The organism is Vreelandella aquamarina (assembly GCF_044805175.1).
Classification (GTDB): Bacteria; Pseudomonadota; Gammaproteobacteria; order Pseudomonadales; family Halomonadaceae; genus Vreelandella; species Vreelandella aquamarina_B.
The window spans coordinates 2,384,301-2,408,498 of sequence record NZ_CP085232.1 but is presented as its reverse complement, the minus strand read 5'-3'; the positions used below and the strand labels follow the sequence as shown (position 1 = coordinate 2,408,498).

23 protein-coding genes and 1 other annotated feature are annotated in these 24,198 nt (G+C 59.1%); of the genes, 15 read left to right on the top strand and 8 right to left on the bottom strand.

The window, feature by feature from the left end; genetic code table 11:
- Positions 1-67 precede the first annotated feature (67 nt).
- The 5 genes from LG300_RS11280 to LG300_RS11260 all read left to right on the top strand — a co-directional run bounded on the left by LG300_RS11280 (position 68) and on the right by LG300_RS11260 (position 3,467).
- Positions 68-319 carry a type II toxin-antitoxin system Phd/YefM family antitoxin gene (locus tag LG300_RS11280; RefSeq protein WP_009100484.1) on the top strand — a complete coding sequence of 84 codons (252 nt, stop codon included), beginning with the start codon at positions 68-70 and terminating at the stop codon, positions 317-319.
- Positions 309-593, top strand: coding sequence for a type II toxin-antitoxin system RelE/ParE family toxin (locus tag LG300_RS11275; protein WP_281442551.1), 285 nt, complete (start codon positions 309-311; stop codon positions 591-593). The genes LG300_RS11280 and LG300_RS11275 overlap by 11 nt, the downstream gene beginning before the upstream one ends.
- A gap of 42 nt (positions 594-635) precedes the next feature.
- Positions 636-956 (top strand): hypothetical protein, encoded by a 321-nt coding sequence (locus LG300_RS11270; RefSeq protein ID WP_404375408.1) that lies wholly within the window; start codon positions 636-638, stop codon positions 954-956.
- A 99-nt stretch (positions 957-1,055) separates the two neighbouring features.
- Positions 1,056-2,561, top strand: coding sequence for a Fic family protein (locus LG300_RS11265; protein ID WP_404375407.1), 1,506 nt, complete (start codon positions 1,056-1,058; stop codon positions 2,559-2,561).
- 12 nt (positions 2,562-2,573) lie between these two features.
- A complete protein-coding gene (locus LG300_RS11260) occupies positions 2,574-3,467 on the top strand; it encodes a dihydrodipicolinate synthase family protein (RefSeq protein ID WP_404375406.1) in 894 nt (297 codons plus the stop codon).
- A 25-nt stretch (positions 3,468-3,492) separates the two neighbouring features.
- On the opposite strand, the gene LG300_RS11255 is transcribed toward LG300_RS11260, so the two are convergent.
- From LG300_RS11255 to LG300_RS11245, 3 genes are all read right to left on the bottom strand, one after another.
- Positions 3,493-4,461 carry a putative zinc-binding metallopeptidase gene (locus tag LG300_RS11255; RefSeq protein WP_404375405.1) on the bottom strand — a complete coding sequence of 323 codons (969 nt, stop codon included), beginning with the start codon at positions 4,459-4,461 and terminating at the stop codon, positions 3,493-3,495.
- A gap of 91 nt (positions 4,462-4,552) precedes the next feature.
- Positions 4,553-5,326, bottom strand: a complete 774-nt coding sequence (locus LG300_RS11250; RefSeq protein WP_404375404.1) for an SDR family oxidoreductase — start codon at positions 5,324-5,326, stop codon at positions 4,553-4,555.
- On the bottom strand, positions 5,323-5,652 hold the full coding sequence (locus LG300_RS11245) for a nuclear transport factor 2 family protein (RefSeq protein ID WP_404375403.1): 330 nt from the start codon (positions 5,650-5,652) through the stop codon (positions 5,323-5,325). Before LG300_RS11245 ends, LG300_RS11250 begins: the two co-directional genes overlap by 4 nt.
- 92 nt (positions 5,653-5,744) lie before the next feature.
- Here LG300_RS11245 and LG300_RS11240 point away from each other — a divergent pair, with 92 nt between their 5' ends.
- The 6 genes from LG300_RS11240 to LG300_RS11215 all read left to right on the top strand — a co-directional run bounded on the left by LG300_RS11240 (position 5,745) and on the right by LG300_RS11215 (position 8,664).
- Positions 5,745-6,107, top strand: a complete 363-nt coding sequence (locus LG300_RS11240) for a winged helix-turn-helix transcriptional regulator (protein WP_404375402.1) — start codon at positions 5,745-5,747, stop codon at positions 6,105-6,107.
- Between the two features lie 92 nt (positions 6,108-6,199).
- Complete coding sequence (locus LG300_RS11235; protein WP_253507406.1) at positions 6,200-6,535, top strand: zinc ribbon domain-containing protein YjdM; 336 nt, start codon at positions 6,200-6,202, stop codon at positions 6,533-6,535.
- 82 nt (positions 6,536-6,617) lie between these two features.
- Positions 6,618-6,872, top strand: coding sequence for a type II toxin-antitoxin system Phd/YefM family antitoxin (locus LG300_RS11230; protein ID WP_404375401.1), 255 nt, complete (start codon positions 6,618-6,620; stop codon positions 6,870-6,872).
- Positions 6,865-7,131: a Txe/YoeB family addiction module toxin gene (locus LG300_RS11225; protein ID WP_404375400.1), complete on the top strand. Its 267-nt coding sequence runs from the start codon at positions 6,865-6,867 to the stop codon at positions 7,129-7,131. The genes LG300_RS11230 and LG300_RS11225 overlap by 8 nt, the downstream gene beginning before the upstream one ends.
- A gap of 92 nt (positions 7,132-7,223) precedes the next feature.
- Positions 7,224-7,982 carry a carbon-nitrogen hydrolase family protein gene (locus LG300_RS11220; RefSeq protein ID WP_404375399.1) on the top strand — a complete coding sequence of 253 codons (759 nt, stop codon included), beginning with the start codon at positions 7,224-7,226 and terminating at the stop codon, positions 7,980-7,982.
- 34 nt (positions 7,983-8,016) lie between these two features.
- A complete protein-coding gene (locus LG300_RS11215; RefSeq protein WP_404375398.1) occupies positions 8,017-8,664 on the top strand; it encodes a winged helix-turn-helix domain-containing protein in 648 nt (215 codons plus the stop codon).
- Here the strand turns inward: LG300_RS11215 and LG300_RS11210 are convergent.
- Positions 8,643-9,868, bottom strand: a protein-coding gene (locus LG300_RS11210; RefSeq protein WP_336275339.1) for an IS3 family transposase whose coding sequence is annotated in 2 segments (ribosomal slippage) — positions 8,643-9,583 and positions 9,583-9,868 — 1,227 coding nt in all. Because the reading frame shifts where the segments join, the coding sequence is not laid out codon by codon here. The genes LG300_RS11215 and LG300_RS11210 overlap by 22 nt on opposite strands.
- Positions 9,474-9,590 (bottom strand) — a sequence feature (AL1L pseudoknot). (Overlaps the previous gene by 117 nt.)
- 6 nt (positions 9,869-9,874) lie before the next feature.
- Here LG300_RS11210 and LG300_RS11205 point away from each other — a divergent pair.
- Positions 9,875-10,252, top strand: a complete 378-nt coding sequence (locus tag LG300_RS11205) for a restriction endonuclease (protein ID WP_404378029.1) — start codon at positions 9,875-9,877, stop codon at positions 10,250-10,252.
- Between the two features lie 47 nt (positions 10,253-10,299).
- Here the strand turns inward: LG300_RS11205 and recD are convergent, their stop codons facing one another.
- The 3 genes from recD to LG300_RS11190 all read right to left on the bottom strand — a co-directional run bounded on the left by recD (position 10,300) and on the right by LG300_RS11190 (position 16,805).
- Entirely contained in the window at positions 10,300-12,555 is a 2,256-nt protein-coding gene (recD, locus tag LG300_RS11200) for an exodeoxyribonuclease V subunit alpha (protein WP_404375397.1), read from the bottom strand.
- The gene (recB, locus tag LG300_RS11195) at positions 12,552-16,334 is read right to left on the bottom strand and encodes an exodeoxyribonuclease V subunit beta (protein ID WP_404375396.1); all 3,783 of its coding nucleotides are present in this window, start codon (positions 16,332-16,334) and stop codon (positions 12,552-12,554) included. The genes recD and recB overlap by 4 nt, the downstream gene beginning before the upstream one ends.
- Positions 16,335-16,496: 162 nt before the next feature.
- Positions 16,497-16,805 carry a nucleotidyltransferase domain-containing protein gene (locus LG300_RS11190; protein WP_228219902.1) on the bottom strand — a complete coding sequence of 103 codons (309 nt, stop codon included), beginning with the start codon at positions 16,803-16,805 and terminating at the stop codon, positions 16,497-16,499.
- 170 nt (positions 16,806-16,975) lie between these two features.
- Between LG300_RS11190 and LG300_RS11185 the strand changes: the two genes are divergently transcribed.
- Together LG300_RS11185 and LG300_RS11180 are read left to right on the top strand one after the other, a co-directional pair.
- Positions 16,976-17,140: a hypothetical protein gene (locus LG300_RS11185; RefSeq protein WP_404375395.1), complete on the top strand. Its 165-nt coding sequence runs from the start codon at positions 16,976-16,978 to the stop codon at positions 17,138-17,140.
- A 39-nt stretch (positions 17,141-17,179) separates the two neighbouring features.
- Positions 17,180-18,751 carry an ATP-binding protein gene (locus LG300_RS11180; protein WP_404375394.1) on the top strand — a complete coding sequence of 524 codons (1,572 nt, stop codon included), beginning with the start codon at positions 17,180-17,182 and terminating at the stop codon, positions 18,749-18,751.
- Between the two features lie 24 nt (positions 18,752-18,775).
- Here the strand turns inward: LG300_RS11180 and recC are convergent, their stop codons facing one another.
- Positions 18,776-22,330: an exodeoxyribonuclease V subunit gamma gene (recC, locus tag LG300_RS11175; protein WP_404375393.1), complete on the bottom strand. Its 3,555-nt coding sequence runs from the start codon at positions 22,328-22,330 to the stop codon at positions 18,776-18,778.
- Between the two features lie 134 nt (positions 22,331-22,464).
- Between recC and ilvD the strand changes: the two genes are divergently transcribed.
- Positions 22,465-24,150 carry a dihydroxy-acid dehydratase gene (ilvD, locus tag LG300_RS11170; RefSeq protein ID WP_404375392.1) on the top strand — a complete coding sequence of 562 codons (1,686 nt, stop codon included), beginning with the start codon at positions 22,465-22,467 and terminating at the stop codon, positions 24,148-24,150.
- Positions 24,151-24,198 lie beyond the last annotated feature (48 nt).

Here is a 24,198-nt window from a genome sequence, read left to right as displayed (position 1 = left end):
AAGTCGCAAAAAAAGAGCTAATATGAGGGCTATAAAAGGAGCTTTTTTATGGCTTCAGGAGGTTTCCATGCACCAAGTATTAGCTAACTTTTCGGTCAGTATTTCTGAGCTAAAGAAAAACCCTTCGGCACTGCTGACCCAAGCAAGCGGTGCCCCCATTGCTGTGTTGAATCACAACAAGCCCGCCGCTTACCTTGTCCCTGTAGAAACTTACGAGGCGATGATGGAGATGCTGGAAGACTACGAGCTGGCCAAGCTAGTGGAAGAGCGTCGCGCCGATAAAGACAAGGCTGTCACGGTATCACTGGATGACCTATAAGCTACGCTTTTTGCCCGCGGCCTTGAAAGAGTGGGAAAAGCTTAGCCCACCCGTCAAACAACAGTTCAAAAAGAAGCTGGCTGAAAGGCTAGAAACCCCACGTGTGCCTGCCGATAAACTCAGTGGTTTCGATGCCTGCTATAAAATAAAGCTTCGAAGCGTAGGCTATCGTCTGGTCTATGAAGTAGTGGATGATGAACTGTTTATCTACGTTATTGCTGTGGGTAAGCGTGACAAAGGCAACGTCTACGCGTCGCTAAAGCGCCGGATGTAATCCATCACCTATCGTGCAAATGACCACAAACAGAGGAAGGCAATGGGCAAGCTCTTTTCATTGCTGGTACTGCTGGGGCTGGGCTACGCAGGACTCTATGTCTACTACGGTGTGGTGATCGAGAAGGAAGTCGAGGAGCAGTTAGAAGCCCGTGGGCTGTCATCGGTAAGCGTGGATAACGTCGAGTATGATTGGCTGGCCCCAGTGAGCGACAGCACCAATATCGCCGTTACCGTGGGGTATCGTGGCTCCCAGGCAGTGGTCAACGTGCGCGTGCAAGGCCACCCGCTGTTTTCTGATGAGGTCACGGTACAGCTCGATAGCCTACAAGCGCTGCGCTTGGGCCTTAGCTTTGGGCAGTAATGCTGCACTTGGTAGGTTAATAAAAAATCTTGTTTTAGTTGCTTACTCAACATTTTGTTGTTGAAGTGAACAAAATGTTGAGTCGCAAGGCGCTATATAATGAAAACTGTTGGCTATGCATACCTGCATGAGCATTTGTCGTTAGGGGTATGTCCACCGACGTATCCAGCCCGGGTACGCCCTGTCACCCGTATTATGTGGCTAGAGCAAGAAATAGCGGTGCCGAGTGGGCGAGCGCCAGATGACACGTTGCTTGCCCACTTTGTGTTCGCACTAAAACACGAAGGTATCGACCTGGGGATATTGGCGGCAGCGTTGCCACATTTACCGCAAAGCGCATTGTGTGAGGCCCTAGAAGTTTCACCTAACGGCATTTATTTACGCAAGTTAGGCTATCTCTATGAAGCGCTTGTGTCTCGCCTCCCATGCAATGTAGAAGTTAAAGGTCGGGCAGTTCCATTGTTTGATCCTAAGCAATACATTACCGGGCCTTCAATACGTGACAGCCGCTGGCGAATAGATTTCAATGGATTAGGAACCCTCGAATACTGTGCGATGGTCAGGCGCACACCTGAGATAACCGCTTGGCTGAATGAGGATATTTTGGGGCAAGCTGCTACTTTTATGTCTTCCCTGCCACCGGGCATGCTAGATCGCGCCATTCAGTGGGCTTACCTCAGTGAAACTCAGTCTTCATTTGCCATAGAAAACGAGACACCATCGCCGGATAAACAGCAGCGTTTCATGCAGCTATTACACCAGGCCCATGACCGTAAGCCACTTTCAGAAACCTATTTGATTGAACTACAAAACAGCACCATTAGTAACCCTTTCGATAAAGCAGCCGCCTTTCGCCATGAGCAAAACTATTTGCATAACGGCTTGCCAGGTGCCATTGGCATTAGCTACTTACCCCCACCACCTGAGCTTTGTGACGAATTGATGCACGCTTTGATAGGGTGGGCAAACCAAGTGTCAGATCCCTCCACGGCTCAGCAGGTGCCTGCGTTGGTGGTCTCCGCGGTCATTTCATTTGGGTTTGTGTTTCTGCATCCGTTCATGGATGGCAATGGAAGAATTTCCAGGTTTTTAATCCACCATGCGTTATGTCGGATGGAAAGCTTATTTCACGATCATTTGTTGCCTATTTCAGTCGCTATGAAGCGTCATGAGGCCGATTACTTGGCAGCGTTAGAAGTGTTCTCGAAACCTGCCCGAGAGCATTGGCGAGTGAACTGGTTTGACGCGAACCAGTTCGATTTTCAATTTAACGGCCATCCAGCGCTTTATCGTTACTGGGACGCAACGAATGCCGTTGCATTCATATTGAAAATGGCCAAGGTGGCGCTTGAAGATGAATTAAAATCTGAAACACGTTATTTAGCCTGTTTTGACCAAGTGAGTGCTGCTATTAATGCGCGTTACGATATTCGTGGCAGTGACTTGTCCCGCTTGGTCATGATGTGTCTCAACAACGAAGGGCGACTTTCCAAAAATCGGCGTAAACAATTTCGCTATCAAGTGTCCGAAGATGTCTTGGATGCTATCGAAGCAGAGGCACAAACGGCGCTCACCGAGCATCACCATGATAGTTACCCCCCCTAAAAGGACACCCCCATGTTTACCGGCCTGAGTGCGTTTCCATTAACCCCCATGAATGAGCAAGGCATCAACGAGCAGGAATTTACCCAGCTAGTGGCGCGCTTGGCGCAGGCGCAGGTGGATTCCATCGGCGTGCTGGGTTCTACCGGTAGCTACGCTTATTTAAGCGTGGAAGAGCGGGCGCGGGTGGCCAAGCTGAGCGTGGAGAGTGCGGCGGGGGTGCCGGTGGTGGTAGGCATTGGTGCGCTGCGCACCCGCGATGTGCTGGCCAATGCTGAGCACGCACAGCAGGCTGGGGCTGGCGGCCTGCTGTTAGCGCCTGTTTCGTACCAAAAGCTGACTGATGACGACGTGTTTAACCTGTTCAGCACCGTCAGCCGCGCCATTAGCGTGCCGCTGTGCGTGTACGACAACCCCGGCACCACGCACTTTACGTTCAGCGACGAGCTGCACGGGCGCATTGCCGAGTTGCCCCAGGTGCGCTCAATTAAAATTCCGCCAGTGCCCTACAACCTAGAAGACGCCAAAGCTCGCGTGGCGCGGCTGCGGGCGCTGATTCCTAATGATGTGACCATCGGCATCAGCGGCGACCCCGCCGCCGCGACGGGCCTGTTGGCAGGCTGCGAGGCGTGGTATTCGGTGATGGGCGGGCTCTACCCAGAACTAGCGCTGGCGCTAACACGCGCCGCCCAAGCGGGCGACGCTGAACAGGCCCAAACCCGCTCAGACGCCTTAGCACCGCTATGGGCGCTGTATCACGACTATGGCGGCAGCCTTCGGGTAGCGGCGACCATTGCCGAACTCACTGGTCGCGCTAGCGCACCTTGCTTGCCTCAACCCCTGAACACCCTGCAAGGGGAAGCTCGTCAACGGGTGGCAGCGGTGATCGAGGCACTGGACCTTCACTAAATCGCATCAAGCAAAGCGCACGTGGCTAAAGCCCTTGCGCACCGCGCCGCAGCCAGTTGTGAACAAACTCCAGCTTGCGCAGCGCCACTTTGGAAAGCACAAACGGGTAGAGATCCGACAGCCCCATCGAACGGTTTACATGGTTTACGCCTGCCACTAAGGATGCCGCAATATGAATCAGCCGCTCTGAATCCGGTTCAGCGTAGGCATCCCAATTATGGTCATCCGGTAGCACGGGCGAGGTCATGCCCGACGACACAAAGCTATCGGTGATATCGGTTAAGTGCAGCAGGTGCGAAGTGGTTTCCGCCCAATCCTCATGGGGGTGAGAAGAGGCGTAGGTCGACAGAAACCGCGTTTGCCAATCCGCAGGCGGGCCGTTTTCATAGTGGCGCTGCAGCGCTGCCGGGTAATCCTCCCGCTCATCGCCAAACATCTCGCGGAAGTCATCCAGAAAATCCTTCCGCAAGCTAAGGCGCCACCACAGCATATGAGCAATTTCATGGCGCATATGGCCAATCATGGTGCGGTAAGGTTCATCCAACGCCTCTTTACGAGTGGTGCGTAGCACGGCATCAGCTTCCGCCACGCTAATCGTCACCACGCCACCCACGTGCCCCATGGGGACAGGCGTACCGCCTTCCGCCAGCATATGAAACACCGGCGGCGCGCCGGGGTCTTCCGGGCGAAACCAGTGCCAGCGGCCTAGGTTATCAATTACCCAGCGCTTGGCTGCCTCGGTTTGCGCCCAGTTGGGTATCGCATCGGAAATGGCAGGGTCTGGGGCTAGGGCGGTCATCGCACAGGCGCGGCAGAACTCGCCATGCTTGGGGGCAATCCAGTTACAGCCAATCACTTCACGATTGGCACAGAAGGGCGGCATGGGAATAAACGCCCGCGCCTGGGGGTCGTAAGCCACCGGCACACCATCCGCCGTGACCAAATTATCGAACCAGAGTGAACCGGCACCGACCGGATTAGAAAAAACGCGCATAGGTCGGGTATCTCAAGAGAAACGAAGCTTCAGTCTAGGAGCCGAGGCCTGCCTACGCCAATAGCGATTGAGATACCCGGCCAATTAAGCGCTACGCTACCGGCACCGTGCCGCCATCAATCACAAACTCGGTGCCCGTGATCGAGCCCGCCAGCGGCGAGGCCACGAACGCAATCAGGTTCGCCACTTCCGCCGGGGTAGAAGGCCTGCCCAGCGGGATGCCGCCCAGCGTGGCCATGATGATCTGCTTGCCGCCCTCGTAATCGGTGCCTGCCTGCTCAGCCAGACGCTCCGCCAAGGCAACGGCGGCTTCCGTCTCTATCCAACCCGGCGAGACGCGCACCACCCGCACGCCTTGTGGCGACACCTCCTTCGATAAACTCTTGCTATAGGTCGAGAGCGCCGCCTTGGCCGCCGCGTACGCAGTGGTGGATTCCGGTAAAGGCAGCTCCCGTTGAATCGAGGTCACGTGAACGATCACCCCTTCACCCTGGGCTAGCATGCCCGGCAGCAGGGCGCGATCTAGCCGCACGGCGGGGAACAGGTTCAGGTTCAGCTCCTGCTGCCACTCGTCTTCACCCAGGGCCGCAAAGCCGCCCGCCGGGGCGGATGAACCGCCCACCACATGCACTATGATATCCACACCGCCCATGCGCGCCTTCACGGCTTCCGCCACTGTCGCGCAGCCTTCGGCCGTGGTGAGATCGGCGGCGACGAACAGCTCCTCGGGCAGGGCAGCGGGGCGGTTGCGGGTAGTCGTCAGCACCTGCGCGCCCTCTTCACGAAACAGCGCCACCACCGCCGCGCCCGCGCCTTTACCGCCACCCGTGATCAATACGCGACGCCCACTAAGCTGCAGGTTCATGGGGTAATCTCCAAGCTTTGAATGCGTTCATCGGCCAGTTCGATATGGTGAAACAGCTGCACCGGGCTACCGGGAAAATCGCCGGTCACGGTGGTGGTAATCACCATCTTGTCGCCATCACGAGAGACGTCGGTGGGCGCCACGTGGTACTCAAACTGGCGGCGGGTGTCGCGTAACCAGGCACGAATGGCGGCAATGCCCTGGTGGGTTTGCCCTTCATCCACCACGCGGGCATCGGCAGTAAAGCACTCCGCCAGTGGGGCATCATCCGCGCCGTTGCTAATGTCGATATAGGTGGCAATGGGAGTAGAGAGTGACACGCTCATGGGAGGCCTTCCTCATCGTGGTTGCTGTACGAGGATCTTCTGCTTAGGCTTACCGATTATCAAGAACGCACAAAAAGGTAAGTGGCTTACCCATGAGAAGGATTTACACGCCCACTAGCGCGGCCAGCGGAGTGGAAGATGTGTTAAAAATGCTGGAAGGGCGCTGGAAGCTGATTATTCTCTTCCACCTCTTTGACGGTAACGTGCAGCGCTACTCCGATTTTGAAAAGCTGATCCCCGGCATCTCGCAAAAGATGCTCGCCCAGCAACTGCGGCAACTGCAAGCCGATGGCATCGTGGCGCGCAAGGTGTACCCGCAAGTGCCGCCCAAAGTGGAGTACCGCCTAACCGAGTGGGGCCAAGCGCTCTGCCCCGCGCTGGATGCGCTGCTGAAATGGGCCGAGCAGAAAGAAGTGTTTCACCCCACCGAACACGCGGACGATGCCAGCGCCTGAGCCTCGCCAGCGCCCACGGCGGAGCTCGCCAGTCGCCAAGGCTGCCCTGGCTCAGTATCATCACCGCTCATTTACCACAGAAGCCACTGCTTATGTCTTGCCCGCCATGCCCCCGCTGCCAGTCGGAATTCGTCTACCAGGATCAACGCCTGTTCATCTGCCCTGAATGCGCCCACGAATGGAACCCTGAAGAAGCCGCCGCCGAAGAGGCTGTGAACGTGGCAGATGCCCACGGCACGCCGCTCGCCGAAGGCGACAAGGTTACGCTGATCAAAGACCTCAAGGTCAAAGGCAGCTCCCAAGTGCTCAAGATCGGCACCAAAGCCGTCATCAAACGGCTAAAAGAGGGCAAAGACCACCAGCTAGACTGCAAAGTAGACGGCGCAGGCGACATGATGGTGACCGCACAGTTTGTGAAAAAGGCCTGAAGCAGTCGTTCTGTCTTATTAGCTGTACAGGTTTGCGAGCAACGGCTAGACTTGTACCCTAAATAGTACATGTGAGGCGTGTATGAAAATTGTGTCTTTTACAGAAGCGAGGAATGGCTTAAAAGCTGTGCTGGATGGCGTCGTTAATGATGCGGATACCACCGTGATCACGCGCAGGGATGCTGAAGATGCCATTGTGATGTCGCTGGATTATTACAATAGCCTAATGGAAACAGTGCACCTGCTTCGTTCGCCTAAAAATGCTGAACACCTTAACCGCTCAATAGCGCAATATCGTGCTGGCCAAACAAGCGCACGAGAGTTAATGGATGAGTAGTCAGCGACTGTTGTGTTGGACAGATGAATCTTGGAACGACTACGTCTCTTGGCAAGCGCAGGATAAGAAAACCCTTAAGCGCATTAATAAGCTGATAAACGATGTAAAGCGCTCTCCCTTTGAAGGAATCGGCAAGCCAGAGCCCTTAAAAGAAAACCTAGCGGGCTTTTGGTCTCGACGTATAGACGATACTAATCGGCTTGTTTATGCAGTCGATCACCACGCGATCACTGTCATTTCTTGCCGCTATCACTATTAGCCCGCAACTGAATCGGCCCCGAGAGTGAGCCAGCAGTGGGAGGTGACTTTAGCCCGCGACTGTGCCTGCACCCAGCCAGCTAAGTGGAAAAAATGACAACCACCACACCAGCCCCCATCACCATTGCACTCGCCCAATTGCCTGTTATCAAAGCAGCGGTAGACGACAACCTCAAAACACACTTGGCCTACATAGAACGCGCCGCCGCGTTGGGGGCCAACGTGGTGGCCTTTCCCGAACTCTCGCTCACCGGCTACGAGCTGCCGCTACTCAGCCAACTGGCCATGCCCCGCGACGATGCAACCTTTGCCGCCCTCACCGCCGCGGCCGTCGCCAATAACACGGTAGTAATAGCAGGCTGCCCACTGCACAACCCCAACGGCAAACCCTTCATCGCAGCGGTGATCTGCTTCCCCAACGGCGAATACACCTTCTACCTAAAACAACACCTTCACGAAGGGGAGGAGGTTTACTGTGCCCCAGGCCAAGAAAGCGGCCTTATCAACGTAAACGGCACCCGCATTGCGCTAGCCGTTTGCGCCGACTTCACCCACTCCATACACGCCGCTACCGCCGCTGCCCAACAAGCGGACGTTTACCTAGCCAGCGCGCTGATCTCCCCAGGTGGCTATGCCAACGATGCCGAGCTGCTCGCCGCCATCGCAAAGCGCCACCAACTGCCGGTACTGCTCGCCAACCACGTTTCCACCACGGGTGGTTGGCAAACCTGCGGCAATAGCGGCGGCTGGAACGCAGCAGGGGAGCTAGCAGTTAGCGCCCACGGCACTCAGCCTAGCTTAGTGCTGTGCCGCATTTACAACGGTGTATTAAGCGGTCGCGTTCATGTCTAATGTTATTTGTAGATAAATATTGTAGGAGTAGCCCTTGGCTGTACCTGATTTTCAATCATTGATGTTGCCGTTGCTCGAATTCTCTGCTGATGGTAAAGAGCATACTATGCAGGAAGCTCGTGAGAAGTTGGCAGAAATAATGGGTCTTTCTCAAGAAGATCTTGAGGAAAGGCTGCCAAGCGGACGGCAAACTACATTTGCAAACCGTGTAGCCTGGGCCAAGGTCTATTTAACCCAGGCCGGGGTGTTAGAATCACCTAAGCGGGGAAGGTTCTATATTTCTGATCGTGGCCGAAAAGCTCTTTTGGAAAAACCGGAGCGAATAGACATAAAGTACTTGCAGCGGTTTGATGAGTTTCAAGAGTTTCGGCAGGCAAGCAGTAAAAACCGAACCGAGAAGGTAACTCACACTGGTGATGACGCAACAGTAACGACGACTCCTGAAGAAACATTGGAGCAAGCCTATCAGCAGTTACGTGACGAAGTGGCAAACGAGCTACTTTATCTCGTAAAGAATAATACGCCCGAATTTTTTGAGAAACTGGTTGTTCACCTGATCGTTTCAATGGGATATGGAGGTTCTGTGAAAGAAGCAGGCAGAGCTACCCGCAAGACTGCAGATGAACCGTACCGGTTTTCTCGGAGACCCGTTAGTTTGAGTCAAGCAGCCTTATTTGCCTGACTCTGTTGCTCATAATACATGGCTTCTCGCTCTGCTGGTGGGATGTGGCCAATCGGCTCCAGTAACCGCCGGTGATTGAACCAGTCGACCCACTCCAACGTTGCAAACTCAACCGCTTCTAGTTGCCGCCATGGTCCGCGTCGGCGAATCACTTCGGTCTTGAAAAGCCCTATCACGGTTTCAGCCATTGCGTTGTCGTACGAATCGCCCACGCTTCCGACAGAGGGCTCAATGCCGGCATCTGCTAAACGTTCCGTGTAGCGAATTGAGACGTATTGAACGCCTCGGTCGCTGTGGTGAATAAGATCACCTTTAGGTCGCTGAGGGCGCTCATGAAGCGCCTGTTCAAGCGCATCCAACACCATATCGGTTCGAGGTGTACTGGAAACTCGCCAGCCGATGATTCGGCGAGCAAACGCATCAATGACGAAGGCGACATAAACAAAGCCCTTCCATGTGGCAACGTAGGTAAAATCTGATACCCACAGTGCGTTCGGCTGAGCTGGCTGAAACTGCCGCTTGACCAAATCCGCCGGACAGGCCTTGTTAGGGTCAGATACAGTCGTACGCACCGGCTTACCACGTATCACACCGCGCAGCCCCATTTGGCGCATCAGGCGAGCGACGGTGCAGCGAGCCACCGGAGTGCCTTCTCGGTGTAGTTGACGCCAGACTTTGCGGATGCCGTAGACACCGAAGTTCTCTTCCCAGACGCGCTGAATTTCGGCCCTCAGCCAGCGCTCACGTTTATTGCGGGGAGGCGCTCGGTTGGGCTCGCGTGCGCGGGCACGATGCTCATAGTACGTCGACGGGGCGATCGGCAGGACACGGCAGATCGGCTCGACCCCGTATAACGCTCGGTAATCTTCGATAAAGTTGATCATCACTTCCCGCGGCGGTCGAGCTCCGCCTGGGCAAAATACGCAGAGGCCTTTCGTAGGATCTCGTTGGCTTGCTTCAACTCTCGGTTTTCACGCTCTAGCGCTTTGATCCGTTCACGCTCGGAGGTCGTAGCGCCTTCCCGACGCCCTGTGTCACGCTCGGCCTGTCGGACCCAACTGCGCAGTGTTTCAGGCGTACAGCCGATTTTTGGGGCGATGGCACCGAGGGCTGCCCACTGGGAGGAATAATCGGCCTCGTGGTCGAAGACCATACGTACCGCCCGCTGGCGAACTTCAGGGGAATATCGATTTGATTTACTCATGGCTCCATCCTCTCAAGGTTTGGAGCCTCCGGGAATCCCGGTACGGTTCAAGATGAAGGTATTGATGGTGTTATCAAAGAAGATCGTCTCGGTTTGGAAACGATATATCTCCAAGCAAAACGTTGGGAAGCACCAGTTGGCCGCCCAGAAATTCAGAAATTTGTTGGAGCCCTTCATGGCCAGCGGGCTAAGAAAGGGGTTTTCATTACAACTAGCCGATTCTCAAAAGAGGCGCTGGATTATGTCGGGCAAATTGATCCCAAGGTTGTTCTGCTAGACGGTACGGATCTCGTACAACTGATGATTGATCATGGCGTGGGCGTTAGTTCTGCGGCGGTCTATGAAATAAAGAAAGTCGATACTGACTTCTTTATCGAAGACTAACCGAGAAACATTTAACAAAGCTAAGCATAGGCAATAGCTTTCTCATGTTAACCCCCAACCCCACTAACCCTAACCACCTCCCTCACTACCGCCTCATTCAACACCCCGCGTTTGGCTTCCACCACCGTGAGCCATTCGCGGGCGCGGGTGATGCCGGTGTACACCAGCTCGCGGGTCAGGATGGGGTTTAGCGTGGGCGGTAGCAGTAGGGCGGTGTGCAAGAACTCGGAGCCTTGGGATTTGTGCACCGTCATCGCAAACACGGTTTCTACCGCGTGCAGGCGGGAAGGCAGCACCCAGCGGATGGGTTTTTCGGTGTCGCTGGTTGGGAACGCGACTCTTAATAGCTTCTGCTGCGGGTTGCGCGGGTCGGGCACGGCCAGGGTGATGCCGATATCGCCGTTCATCAGTTTTAGGCCGTAGTCGTTTTGGGTCACCAGAACCGGGCGGCCCTCAAACCAGCCTTTCTCCAAGGTGTAGTCGCTGCCGAACAGCAGCTTTTCGCGGCGTAATGTGCTGGCAATGCGCTGGTTTAAGCCTTCTACCCCCCAGGGGCCTTTGCGCAGCGCGCACAGCAGTTGGAAGTGGCTGTAGGCGCTGAGCACCTCACTGGCCCAGGTGTTATAGGCGGTTTGGTTCTCCTCGAACGACTCCCCCCGTGGGCGCTGGGCTTGCAGCACGTTGAGGTAGTGGCGGTAGCCGGTGGGCGGGGCGATGGGCTGGCCTTGGTGGTCGGTGCGGCCTTCGCCGTTGCCTGCAAAGCCGTTGGGGCTGCCGTGAATCACCAGCTTATCCAGCGCGGCGTCGTCACTCATCACCAAATGGTGCACATCTGGGTAGCCGTGGCGCAGCACGGCGCTTACCGCCTGCTGCTTTTCCCGTTCGCTTTGTGCATGGCCCGGCTGGTTAATGGCTTTTGCCAACTGGCCGATGCCGCTGCGTTCATTGAAGCGGTGGCTTACCCGCAGCATGGTAATGGCTTGGTCGAGCGGTTGGCCTGCGGGGTCGATGAACTGCCCAGGCAGCGGCTGGCCGGTGGCTTGGGCCAGCCAGTCGGCGGTGGCGGGGGTGTAGTGGGCGGCGTCGGCGCGGCGGCATAGGTCGCCGAGTACCGAGCCTGCCTCTACCGAGGCGAGCTGGTCTTTATCCCCCAGCAGAATGCACTGGGCGTGGGCGGGCAGGGCGCTGAGGGTCGCGGCCATCATTTCGATATCCACCATCGAGGCTTCGTCGATCACCAGCACGTCCAGCGCCAGCGGGTTGGCGGCGCTGTGGCGGAAGTGGCGGGTATCGGGTCGTGCGCCGAGTAGTCGATGTAGTGTCGTGACTTCTGTGGGAATCGCGATCTCGCTAGCTGCCGCAGCAGGTGAATGTTCACTTAACAGCGTTGCCAATTCAGCGAGCGGTAACGCATTCACCTGCCCGGCAATGGATTCGTTCAAGCGGGCGGCGGCTTTGCCGGTGGGGGCGGCTAGGCGAATGCGCAGCGGCTGGCTGGGGTGCTGGGCCAGTTGCAGGGTTTGCAGCAGGGCGAGCAGGCGGACCACGGTGGTGGTTTTGCCGGTGCCGGGGCCGCCGGTAATGATGCCGAAGCGGCTGCGGGCAGCCAGGGCGCAGGCGGTTTTTTGCCAGTCTAGGCCGTTGTTTTGCTTGAAGAGGATGTTCAGGGCTTGGGGGAGTAACCCAGGGTGACTGGCGTCACCCGTCGCCCAATGAATTGGCCTCCCACTTTGGCCTTCTGTGCTCGTGCTTTCTGTGCCGGTGGCTTCCAGGCGGGCGGCGATGTGTTGGTGGAGGCTTTGTTCGTACTGCCAGTAGCGGCGAAGGTAGAGCTGCGTGCTGGGGGTGCCGCTGGCTGAGTGAGTGGTCACTACGACCAACGGGGTGTTGCCGGGGCCTTCGCTGGTGAGCAGCGGGTGGTGCAGGGCGGCTTGCCATTCGCTGAGCGTGAGCGTGGCCAGCACGTTGCTGGGCAGCGGCGGCGGGTCGGTGAGGTCGTCCCCTTCGGGCGGTAGCGAAAGGGCGAAATCCGGCGCGTTGAGCGTGGCGTTAATATCCAGGCATACGTGGCCGCGGCCTAGCTGGTGGCTGGCCAGCGCGGCTGCCAGTAGCAGCAGCGTGGGGGCGTCTGGGGCTTCACTAGCGAGAAAGCGCACCAGGGCGCGGTCTAAATCCCGCAGCCAGCCTCGCGCTACCCAGCGTTCGCACAGGGCCAGCAGTTCCGGGATGCTGCCGAGTGCCGGGTGGGCGCTGGCGGCTTCTCCGAACATATCGAAGGTGTGGCTATCGTGTTGGCGGCTCATGCCGTGGCCTCCTGCTGGGTGGCGTGTGGCTCGCCTGCAAACAGGCTATCCAGGGCTTCGATGAGTTCAACCGGGGCGGGTTCGCCCACTACGCCGCGCCCAGGGCTGCGGCTGCCGCGTAGGAATACCGTCATCGAACCGCCCAAATGCTGGTGCGGGTCGTAATCCGGCAGGCGCGCTTTTAAAAGCCGGTGCATGGCGAGTAAGTAGAGCGCCGCCTGCAGGTCGTAGCGTTTGGCCAGCAGCGCGTGGCGCAGGGCCTCGGGTTCGTAGGCGCTGTCGTTGGGGCCTAGGTAGTTCGATTTCCAGTCCAGCACGTAAAAGCGCCCCTGGTGCTCGAAGGCCAAGTCGATAAAGCCTTTCAGCATGCCGTTGAGGGTGTCGGCATCCAGCGCGGGGCGCTCTACCCCTGGCAGTAAATGCTTGCTTACCAGTGCATCGATAGCTTGGGTGTTCACCCGTTTGGCGGCGAACCAGAACTCTAGCTCTACTTGGTAGCTTTCTAGCTCATTCAGCGCCACGCTTTGCGGGGTGGGCGCGGCCAGCGGTAGCGGCGTGGTGAGTAGGGCGCTTAGCCAGCCCGCCAGCGGTTCTTGCCATGCCTGCCAGCCGCGTAGCTGCACCCGCCGCCACAGCATGTCGTTGAGTGCTTCCATATCGTTGGCGGCGGTATTAAAGCCTTGCTTGCCCGCCCACTCCAGCAGCCCGTGCAGGAAGGTGCCGGGGCCGGGGCCACGGGGGAATTTGTGCAGGTGAAACGCTTCTGGTTGAGATCGTTCCTGGGGCTCATCCAGCATTTCAAACGCAGTGGCTTCTTGGGCGGTGGTGGGTTCCAGTGGCTGCAACACCGGGGCGGTGAGCGTGCCGGAAAGCCGCAGCGCGGAGTAGCTGGCAATCCACCAGTGCTCTTTGGCGGGGCGCGTGGGCGTGCGGGCGTGGCCCAGCGCTCTGCTTTGCTCCACTTGGGCAACGCGCTCTGCGGTGGGCGCGGGTGGCTGGTGAATCTGTATCTCGCTGCCTTCCACCAGTTTGTCGAGCGCGTTATTGAGCGCCTCCGGTGAAAGGGCGCTGCCGCCTTTCAGCAGGTAGCCCATCGCGCTGTTCTCCAGGCCTTTCAGCGGTGCCAGCCCCAGCCAGGTGGCGTGGCGGGCGCGGGTAAGCGCGACGTAGAGTTTGCGCAGGTCTTCCCCCAGCCGTTCGCGGTCGGCGGTGGCGAGTATCGCGTCATCGGCTTCTAGGCTGAGCTGCAGGTTGCCTTCGCTGTCGTGCCAGCGTAGCGGTACGTCGTCGGCTTTCATCGGGCGGTGGTTGGCGATGAACGGCAGGAACACCAGCGGGTACTCAAGCCCTTTGGATTTGTGGATGGTGACCACTTTGACCAAATCCGCGTCGCTCTCCAGGCGCAGTTTGTGGCTGTCGCCGTGGCTTTCCGGGTCGGCAATGGCGTCAAACAAAAAGCGAATCAGCGCGTGCTCGCCATCCAGTTCGGCGCTGGCCTGCTGCAGCAGTTCGCCCAGGTGCAACAGGTCGGTAAGCAAACGCTCACCCTCTTCAAACTCCGCCAGCAGGCGGGCGGGAATATCAAAATCCACCATCATGCGGCGCACCAGCGGCAGCACGCCCTGGCGCTGCCACAGGCGGTGGTAGTGGCTGAACTGCTCTACCCGCTCTTCCCAGGCCAGCTCGTTTTGCTGCAGGTGGTCCAGCTCTGCCAGGCTTAGCCCCAGCGCCGGCGTGGCCAGCGCGGCGCGCAGGTGCGCTTCGGCCTGGCGGGAGCTGGCTAGCGGCTCGGCGCAGGCGCGCAGCCAGCGCTCTACCTGGGCGGCCATGGGCGAGCTAAACACCTTATCGTGATCCGAAAGGTACACGCTCTTCACCCCACGGCTGGCCAGCGCTTGGCGAATGGCGCGGGCTTCCTGCAGACCGTTCACCAATACCGCCATATCCGAGGGCTTGAGCAGGGTGAGTGTGTCGTCGGTTTGAAAGCCGCTCTCGCCTTGTTGGCCTGCGCTGAGCAGTTCCGCCATGTACGAGGCGCAACGTTCGGCCATCTCGGTTTGGTAGGCGGTTTTGGAGAGCGGCTCGTCGGCGGCCAGCGGCCAGAGCGTCATGGCGGGCAGCGGTTGGCCTTGGTGAACGAGCTGTTCTCTTCGGCCTTTGGCGTCTACCGGCAGAAACGGCAGCGGGTTATCGCCGCCTTCTTCGCGGAATAGAAACGCTCCGGCCGGGTGCTGATCGGCGTAGCGGAAGCAGTGGTTCACCGCGTCGACCATGGCGCGGCTGGAGCGGTAGTTGGTGCCCAGCGTGACGTGGAGGCCTGCGGTGTCTTCGCGAGCTTTTAAGTAGGTGAAGATATCCGCGCCGCGAAAGGCGTAAATGGCCTGCTTGGGGTCGCCGATCAGCAGCATGGCGGCGTCTCGGCGGGGTTTAGCGACCTCATACACCGCGTTGAAAATACGGTACTGGATGGGGTCGGTGTCCTGGAACTCGTCGATCAGCGCCACAGGGAACTGGCGCAGTATCTGCGCGGCCAGGGTCTCTTTGTTGGGGCCTTGCAGGGCGCGGTCCAAGTGGGTGAGCAGGTCGTTGGGGCCCATTTCGGCGCGGCGCTCTTGCTCCCGCTCCAGGCGCACTTTGCACCACTGCACAGCGTGAATCAGCAGATCGTTACGCGGCTCGGGCAGGGCGTTTAGCGCGGCGGGCAGCTCGGCCAGCGCTGCCCAGGCGGCGGGGCAAGGGGGCGCGCCCTCTTTCCATATCTCGGCCATGCCGTCTGGGGTGAGGCGTTTCCAGGCGGCATCGGTGAGTGCGGGGCGGGTGGCGTCGCTGTCGCACCACTCCCGCAGAGCGCCTAGCCAGTTGGCGCGGCTTTTGGCGTTGAAGCTTTGGCCTTTGAAGGCTTTGCGCTTGGCGGCGTCTTCTAATGCGGGCACTAGGTCATCCAGCCAGGCGGGCCAGGGGGCTTTTAGCTCGGTTAGGCGTGCGCTGCGCTCGGCTTGGGCGGCGCTTAGGGTTTGCTCGGGCGCGGGGCGCGGGCTGCCCAGGGCTTCGCTTTCGGCCAGCAGTTTGCGCACCTGCCCGTGGAGTTGGTCCGGCGATTTCCAGTAGCCGGTAATGCTGCCCAGCGCTTCGGCGTCCAGCGGGTAGTAGAAGGTGCGCCAGTAGTCGCGCACTACCTCTTGCTCCAGCTCTTGCTGGTCGTTTTCTAAATTGAGCGAGAACAGGCTGCCGCTATCGAAGGCGTGTTCTCGCAGCATGCGGTAGCACCAGCTATGAATGGTGGAAACGGCGGCTTCGTCCATCCACTCGGCGGCCAGCTCCAGGCGGCGGGCGCAGGCGGGCCACGTGGCCTCGGGGTATTGGCTGCGTAGTTGGACAAGTAAAGGATCGTCAGCAGACTCGGAAGCAGGCCACTCCGAGGGCGCTGTGAACCCATCCTTGGGCGCTACTTTTTCCATCCCTGGAAAAAGACCCTCTCCGTGGCCTGCTTCCTTCGTGTTTGGTGCTTTCCTAAACACCTCCGCCGCTTCTACCAGTCGATGGCGGATACGTTCGCGCAGCTCTTGGGTGGCAGCGTTCGTGAATGTCACCACCAGAATTTCCGGCGGGGTGAGCGGGCGTATAAAAGCGGTATCGTCTTCGCTGTGCTGCCCGCCCAGCACCAAGCGCACGTACAGCAGCGCGATGGTGAAGGTTTTCCCCGTGCCTGCACTGGCTTCGATCAAACGGCTGCCGTGTAGCGGCAGCGTCAGCGGATTCAACGGGGCGGGCTGGCTCATTCTCATTCTCCGAACATCACGGCAGGCGGAAAGCAAAGCGCCTTTGGCGGGTAGCCAAAGGCACCGGCACTATATCGCGTTGCCAAGAGCTGGGCAAAAGAGCAAAGCAGCGTTAGAGGCTGGTTTGAAAGATGGTGTCGAATTCGTTGGAGAAGTCTTGGCTCATGCGGCTACCTCAAGCGTCATTGGCCGTGACTGGGCGAGTGCAATGGCTTGAAACGGAGTAGGTTCAGCTGTTGTGACGTAGGTCACGATATCGAGCGGTAGCTGGAGGCGTTGTTCTAGCGCCATTTTGAGCTCAGCACAGGCGAGTAGCGGGATGGCGTTGGGGGATATAAGCAGCAGATCGACATCGCCGCCTCGCTTACTATCATCTAGCCGCGAGCCGAAAACATGCACTGCCACCGAAGGCCCTACAAACTCACGGACGCCTGACAGAATAAGCTCGCGCTGTGATTGCGAAAGACGCATAGAGTCCGCTCCTAGTGATAAACCGGTGTTTAAACTCACGATAGCAGATAGCCGCTCGCCCGCCTGCTAGCCACAGTAAACAGGGGTTAGGCTGTGAGGTATCGTCGCCAACTGGTAATCTAGCGGGCTAGCCGCTCTTGGCGATCTGTTGATGCTGGTGAAGGGATCTCATGCCGACCTCGCTCCTGGATAACGATTTCTACAAGATCACGATGCAGAATGCCGTGATGAAACGCTTCCCCTATGCCCATGCACGCTACGCGTTTATCAATCGCGGCGAGCATGCGTTTCCCGAGGGCTTTGGCGAGGCGCTGCCCGAATCAGCCGCATGCTAAACTGCTCTTCGTATCGCTGTTTTTGCTTTGGAGGCCGCCGTGCAGGATGCCCATCGCCGCAAGCTACCCATCGGGATTCAGACGTTCTCGGATATCCGCGAGGGCGGCTATTACTACGTCGATAAAACCCCGCATATCGAGCGTTTGGTTAACCAGAACAAATACTACTTTCTCTCGCGACCGCGCCGCTTTGGTAAAAGCCTGTTGCTGGATACGCTGCGCTGCTTATTCGAGGGCCGCCAGGCGCTGTTTGAAGGGCTCTATATTCACGATCAGTGGGACTGGCAACAGCGTTACCCGGTCATCCGTATCAGCTTTGCCGATGGCGTCATGCAGAGCCGTGAAGGGCTGGATGAACGTATCCGTGACCAGCTTCGGGTGCAGCGCGAGCAGCTTGGCATTACTCAACACCATGAAGCCGATATTCCCGGCGAGTTTTCCGCCCTTATTCGCATTGCCCACCAGCAATACGGCCAACGGGTGGTCGTGCTGATCGATGAATACGATAAGCCGATTCTGGATAATATTTTGGTGCCAGAGCGCGCTCGGGAACTGCGCGAGGGGTTGAAGAACCTGTATAGCGTGCTGAAAGATGCCGACCCTCATTTGCACTTTGTGCTGCTCACAGGCGTATCAAAGTTCAGCAAGGTCAGCCTATTTTCGGGCTTGAACAATCTCAACGATATCACCTTAGACGCTCCTTTCAGCACGATTTGCGGCTATACCGACGAAGACATCAACAAGGTGTTCGCGCCGGAGCTACCTGGCTTGGATCGTGAGGCCATTCGTCAGTGGTACAACGGCTACCGCTGGGGTGGGCGCGAGGTGGTGTCCGTCTACAACCCCTTTGATGTGCTGCTACTGTTTCAAAAGCGTGAGTTCGCGCCGTACTGGTTTGAGTCTGCCACGCCGACGTTCCTGGTCGATATTCTCAAACAGCGGGGGGTATTTACGCCCTCACTAGATCACTGGGAAACCGAGTATGAACTGCTCAGCCAGTTCGATGTGGATCAGATCAGTACCGAAGGCCTGCTGTTTCAAACCGGTTACTTGACCATCCACCAAGTAGAAGAGCCGCTGCTGGGGTACCGCCAGTACACGCTGGGCTTTCCTAATCGTGAAGTCGAAACCAGTCTCAACCACGCCTTATTGCCATCGCTGGGGGTCGAAAACGCCCCGCGTGAACGTAGGACGCTGTTCCGCCATTTAAGCCAGCATGATCTTGTCGGGCTAGAAGCGCACCTAAAGGCGCTCTATGCCGGACTCCCTCACGACTGGTATCGCAACAACCCGATTGCTCGCTACGAAGGGCATTATGCGAGCGTGTTCTACAGCCACTTCGCGGCCCTAGGCCTGGATGTGACGGTGGAAGATGCCAGCCACCACGGCAAGGTGGATATGAGCGTGGATTTTGGCGGGCATATCTACCTGTTCGAGTTCAAAGTGGTCGAGCAGCTGCCGGAAGGTAACGCGCTGGCGCAAATCAAACACAAGGGCTATGCCGACAAGTACGGGGCCTCTGGCAAACCTATCCATTTGGTCGGCGTGGAGTTCTCCAGCATCAAACGCCAGATCGTGGCGTTTGATGTGGAAACGCTCGATGCTGTTTGAAAATGCGCACGGGGTGCTGACTAGTTATTTTTTGACCGCATGGTGAAGCGGCGCATAGAGCGCTTCTGTGAGCGTAGCAAAGGTGTACCCGTTGGCTTGCTCGAAGAACAGCCGCTCGAAGCGGGGCCACTGGTGGCTTAGATACGCGCTTTGGGCCACTTCACCGGTTTGGTAGCGGCCGCCTTCATAGGCGCTTTCGGCGGCGGCGTAGGCGTCGCAGTCTCGGCCTTTCTCTTGCGCCATGTCCGGCGTGCCTTGCTTACTTAGCCAAGCAAATGCGGCTTGCGGTGCGAGCGGTAGCGGGGTTTTCAGGCCCGCTTGCCACGCGGCTAGCTGGGTTTCTAAGTGCTGGCGGGCGGTCTCGGCATCCACTGGCGCTAGCGTGACATGACCCGCTTTGGAGAGCAGCTGCGTCGCCATCGGGCCATCCAGGTTGCCCGCTAGGTGCGCAACCCAGGGGCGCAGCAGGTGGCTCCAGCGGTACTGGCCGCGCCCACTGCCTTGGCTAATCAGGCTGCTACTCAGCAGCAGCAGGCGGCAGCGGTGGCCTGCGTCATCCTGGCGCAGCTCGCCCAAGGGTTCTTCCAGCGTGAGGCCGTGGGCCTCAAAGTGAATCATGGTGTCGGGCAGGGTATGCGGCCACTCGGCCAGTGCTTCTTCGTAGGCGTTGAAAAGCGCCTCCATGGGTTCGGCGAGTGCCGCGCGCATGCGTTCGCCGAACGCGCCCATGGCCAGTACGCCCTGGCCTTGAAAGCGCTCCAACGCCTCGTGCAATGCTTGCATACGCGGCTGGCCGTTATCCACCGCGTGGCGCTGGGCGGCAATTAGCTGGTCTTGGAGCTGCCAGTTTTGCAGGCCGTCGAGAGCGAAGGGCTCGGCGTCCAGCTCGGCTATGGCTTCCTGCTCGAAATAGACCCCCAAGCGAGTATTAAAGAAGCTGCGCACCGGCTCGCGCAGAAAGCTGCCTAGCTGCCCTAATGAGAGGCTGGTGGGGGCGTTTTCCGGCGCTGGCAACGTGCGGCTCGCGGCGGGCGGCGTGCGCGGGGCGTGCACCTCGCGCCATTCATGGGCATAGGTGAACAGTCGGCTTGCTGAGTGGTGGAAGTAAGCGCGGCTAAAAGGCTGCAGTGGATGCTCGGTGGTGAGTGTTTCCAGCAGCGGTTCGCCGCTTTCCGTTTGCCAGCCGGCTTCCAGGTGGTCGCGCAGTTGGCCCACCAGCACCGAGGGCGGCAGCGGGGTGTTGTCGATCTGGCTGCGGCCAACCCAACTCACATACAGCTGGTCGCGGGCGGAGAGCAGCGCTTCCAGAAACAGGTAGCGGTCGTCTTCCCGGCGGGAGCGGTCGCCGGGGCGGTAGTCGCTGCCCATCAGGTCGAAATCCAGCGGCGGCTGGGAGCGGGGGTACTCGCCGTCGTTCATGCCCAGCAGGCATACCCGCTTGAAGGGAATGGCGCGCATGGGCATCAGCGTGGCGAAGTTGACCGCCCCGGCCAAAAAGCGCTGGGAAAGGCTGTGCTCATCGATCTGCGCCAGCCAATGCTCCCGCACCATGGAGAGCGGCAGCGGGTCGTTGAGTTCGGCTTCCCGGCTGCTTTCTAGCATCTGCTGCAAGCCGCTTTCTAGCTTGGTGAGCATGATGCTCTCTTGGGCATCGTCGGTAAGAAAGAAAGTTTCCAGCAGCTCCCGTAGCCGCGCAACCCAAGTAGCGGCATCGGTGGGTTGGCAGAAGCTCTCCCAGGTGGCTTCGAGCTTTTCTAGCAGTGTCGCCAGCGGCCCAGCCAAGCCCGCTTCCAGCCCGCCGATATCGTTAAACGGCTCGATGCCTTGCCACGCGTGGCCATCGCCCACGGTGTAGCCCAGCAGCAAGCGGCGCAGGCCGAATGCCCAGGTGTTTTGGCTCAGCCCGCCGGGCAGTTCCAGCCGCTGGCGCTGCTTGGCGTTGAGCCCCCAGCGAATGCCCGTACCCTCCATCCAACGCTCCAGTACCGGCAGGTCGCGCTCTTCTAGGCCGAAGCGCTGGCGCAGGGCGGGGACATCCAGCAGGTCGAGCAAATCGCTCACCGACAGGCGCAGTTCTGGAAGCCGTAGCAGCTTTTCCAGCGCAATCATCAGCGGCAGGCGGTGGCGGCTGGCCTGGTCGGAGAGCGTGTAGGGAATGTGCCGCGGGTCGTCGGTGGGCAACTGACCAAACACCGCTTCGATGTGCGGCGCGTAGCGGTCAATATCCGGCACCATGACGATGATGTCCCGTGGGCGCAGGTGTGGGTCGGCGCTGAAGGCGGCCAGCAGCTGGTCGTGGAGAATCTCCACTTCCCGCTGGGGGCCGTGGGCGATATGGAACACGATGGAGTCATCGTCTGCGGGCAGTGCGGGCCAGTGGCCTTGCGTTTCCGCCACGGGGCGCAGCTCGCGGATGTCGTCTTGCAACTGGCTGAGCAGGCAGTGGCGATCCTCGCCGCTGAACGGCTCAAACATATCGATGCGTAGCGCCTGCTGCTCGAATAGGGTTTGGTAGTTGCCCGCGTCGTCGTGCTCATCGAGTAGGCGCAGGTAGTCGCGGCCCTGCTTGCCCCAGGCGGCTAGCAGCGGCTGGGCGTGCAGGTGCAGGGCGTCATCGGCATCGCCGGTGCCCAGTACATCCAGCGCTTCGGGCATGCCGGTTTTACGCCGCTGGCGGTAGCGCTGGGCGCGCAGCAGGTCTTTGTGCTCGATGATATCCGCCCAGTAGAACTGGCAGGGGTTGTGAACACACAGCACGATTTGGCAGCAGCGAGAAAGCGCTGCCAGCGCTTCCAGGGTTTGCTGGGGCAGCGATGAAATACCGAAGATAATCAGCCGACGAGGCAGCCCCGGCGGGCAGTCTTGGCCTTCCAGGTGCTCGGTGGCCTTCAAAAAGCGCTGGTGAACCTGGGCGCGGCTGCTGTTCAGCCCTGCATCACCTTGGGTGGCGGCCACATCGTCACGCAGGATGCGCCAGAGCGCGGGCTGCCAGCGCTGGTGCTCTTCCAGCGGGCGGTGCTCGCCTCTGGCGGTAATTAGCACATCGTGGCCGTTGGCCCAGGCGTCTAACCAGTCGGCGCGGTAGACTTGGTACTGGTCAAACAGATCCGCCAGCCGTTCGGCCAGTTGGTAGTGCTTGCGCTGGTCGCGGTCGGTTTCCAAAAACTGCGCCAGCGGTTCGAATACCGGCTGCCCGGCCAGGGTAGGCAGCAGGCGCAGCAGCCGCCATACCAAGCGCGATTTATCGAATGGCGAGGTTTCCGGAACGGCATCGGCGTTTTGCGACACGTGAGTGAGCACCGTGCGGTAGGCCTGCCATAGAAAGCGTGCGGGCAGCATCACCTCCAGTGCTGCCGCAATGCCCGCGCCGCCATTTTTAGGATCTTCCGCCAGCGCCAGCTTCAGCCACTGCCCAATGCCGTTACTCTGCACCAGAATGGTTTCGTTCTCCAGCGGCCCCAACGGGTGCAGCCGCATCCACTCCACCGCCAGAGCGCGCAAATCCTCCAATCGATTAGCGTGTACCACCATAAAACCGGGGTTGAGGGAGGTGGGAGAGAGCAAAGCATTAGCAGGCATACGGCGGCGTTCCTTCACGGCAATCAGCGTCACGGGTGGTGGTGACGCTATGGTGCCATAAGTTAAGTACCTTGCGGGATGTAAGATATATCGCCAAGCTGTGCCCTCTGCCATGCAATTGAGAGGAGTCCGTGATGACCGAGCCGACCAACCATAATACCCGCCGCCACTCTGCCCCGGTGGTGGATGGCCCCGGTAAAGCGGCTAGCCGCGCCATGCTGCGCGCCGTGGGCTTCAACGATGACGATTTTCAAAAGCCCCAGGTGGGTATCGCGTCTACCTGGAGCATGGTGACGCCGTGTAATAGCCATATTGGTGAGCTAGCGGAGCTTGCCCGGGATGGGGCCGATGCCGCCGGTGGTAAAGGCGTGGTGTTCAATACCATCACCATTTCCGATGGCATTGCCAACGGCACCGAAGGCATGAAGTACTCGCTGGTCTCGCGGGAAGTGATTGCCGACTCCATCGAAACCGTGGCGGGCTGCGAAGGGTTCGATGGCTTGGTGGCGATTGGCGGCTGCGATAAGAACATGCCGGGCTGCGTGATGGGGCTGGCACGGCTCGATCGCCCCAGCGTGTTTGTTTACGGCGGCACCATTATGCCCGGCAAGGGGCACACCGATATTGTCTCGGTGTTTGAGGCGATGGGCGCCCACTCCCGTGGCGACATCGACCTGATCGAGCTGAAAAACATCGAAGAGACCGCAATTCCTGGCCCTGGTTCCTGCGGGGGTATGTACACCGCCAACACCATGGCCTCGGCCATCGAGGCACTGGGCATGAGCCTGCCGGGCAGCTCGGCGCAGAATGCCATCTCCCAAGAGAAGCGTGACGACTGCAAAGCCGCTGGCGAAGCCGTGCTGGCGCTGCTGGCGCAAGACATCAAGCCTTCCGATATCATGACCCGCGAGGCGTTCGAGAACGCCGTCACCGTGGTGATTGCTCTCGGTGGTTCCACCAACGCGGTGCTGCACCTGATTGGGATGGCGCGCACCATCGGCGTCGAGCTGACCCTGGCAGACTTCACCGAAATCGGCAAGCGTGTGCCGGTACTGGCCGACCTGCGTCCCAGCGGCCACTACATGATGAGTGAGCTGGTGGCGATTGGCGGCATTCAGCCGCTGATGAAAATCCTGCTGGATGCTGGGCTGCTCAACGGCAACTGCTTAACCGTGACCGGTAAAACGCTGGCGGAAAACCTCGCAGACGTTGAGCCGTACCCGATGGATCAGCAGATCATCGCGCCGCTGGGCAACCCGATCAAAGCTGAAAGCCACCTGCGTATTCTGTTTGGCAACTTAGCGCCGGAAGGGGCGGTGGCGAAAATTACCGGCAAAGAGGGCACGCGTTTTAGCGGCTCGGCGCGGGTGTTTGGCTCGGAAGAGGAAGCCCAGGCACGCATCAACGATGGCACCGTAGTGGCGGGCGATGTGGTGGTGATTCGCTACGAAGGCCCAAAAGGCGGCCCCGGCATGCGCGAAATGCTCACGCCTACCTCGGCCATTATGGGCCGTGGCTTGGGCAATGACGTGGCGCTGATTACCGATGGCCGCTTCTCCGGCGGCAGCCACGGGTTCGTGGTGGGGCATGTGTCGCCGGAAGCCTTCGACGGCGGCCCGCTGGCGCTGGTTGAAGATGGCGACCCCATCACCATTGATGCCGAAGCCGATACCATTGATGTGCATATCAGCGATGAAGAGATGATGCGCCGCCGCGCGGCCTGGCAGCAGCCAGCGCCTCGATATACTCGTGGCGTATTGGCTAAGTACGCGCGGCTGGTGAGTTCGGCAAGCACCGGAGCAGTCACCGACCAAGAGTAACGTGTACGGTTAGGCTGTCACTAAGCCGTCAAGCGCAAGGCATACTCT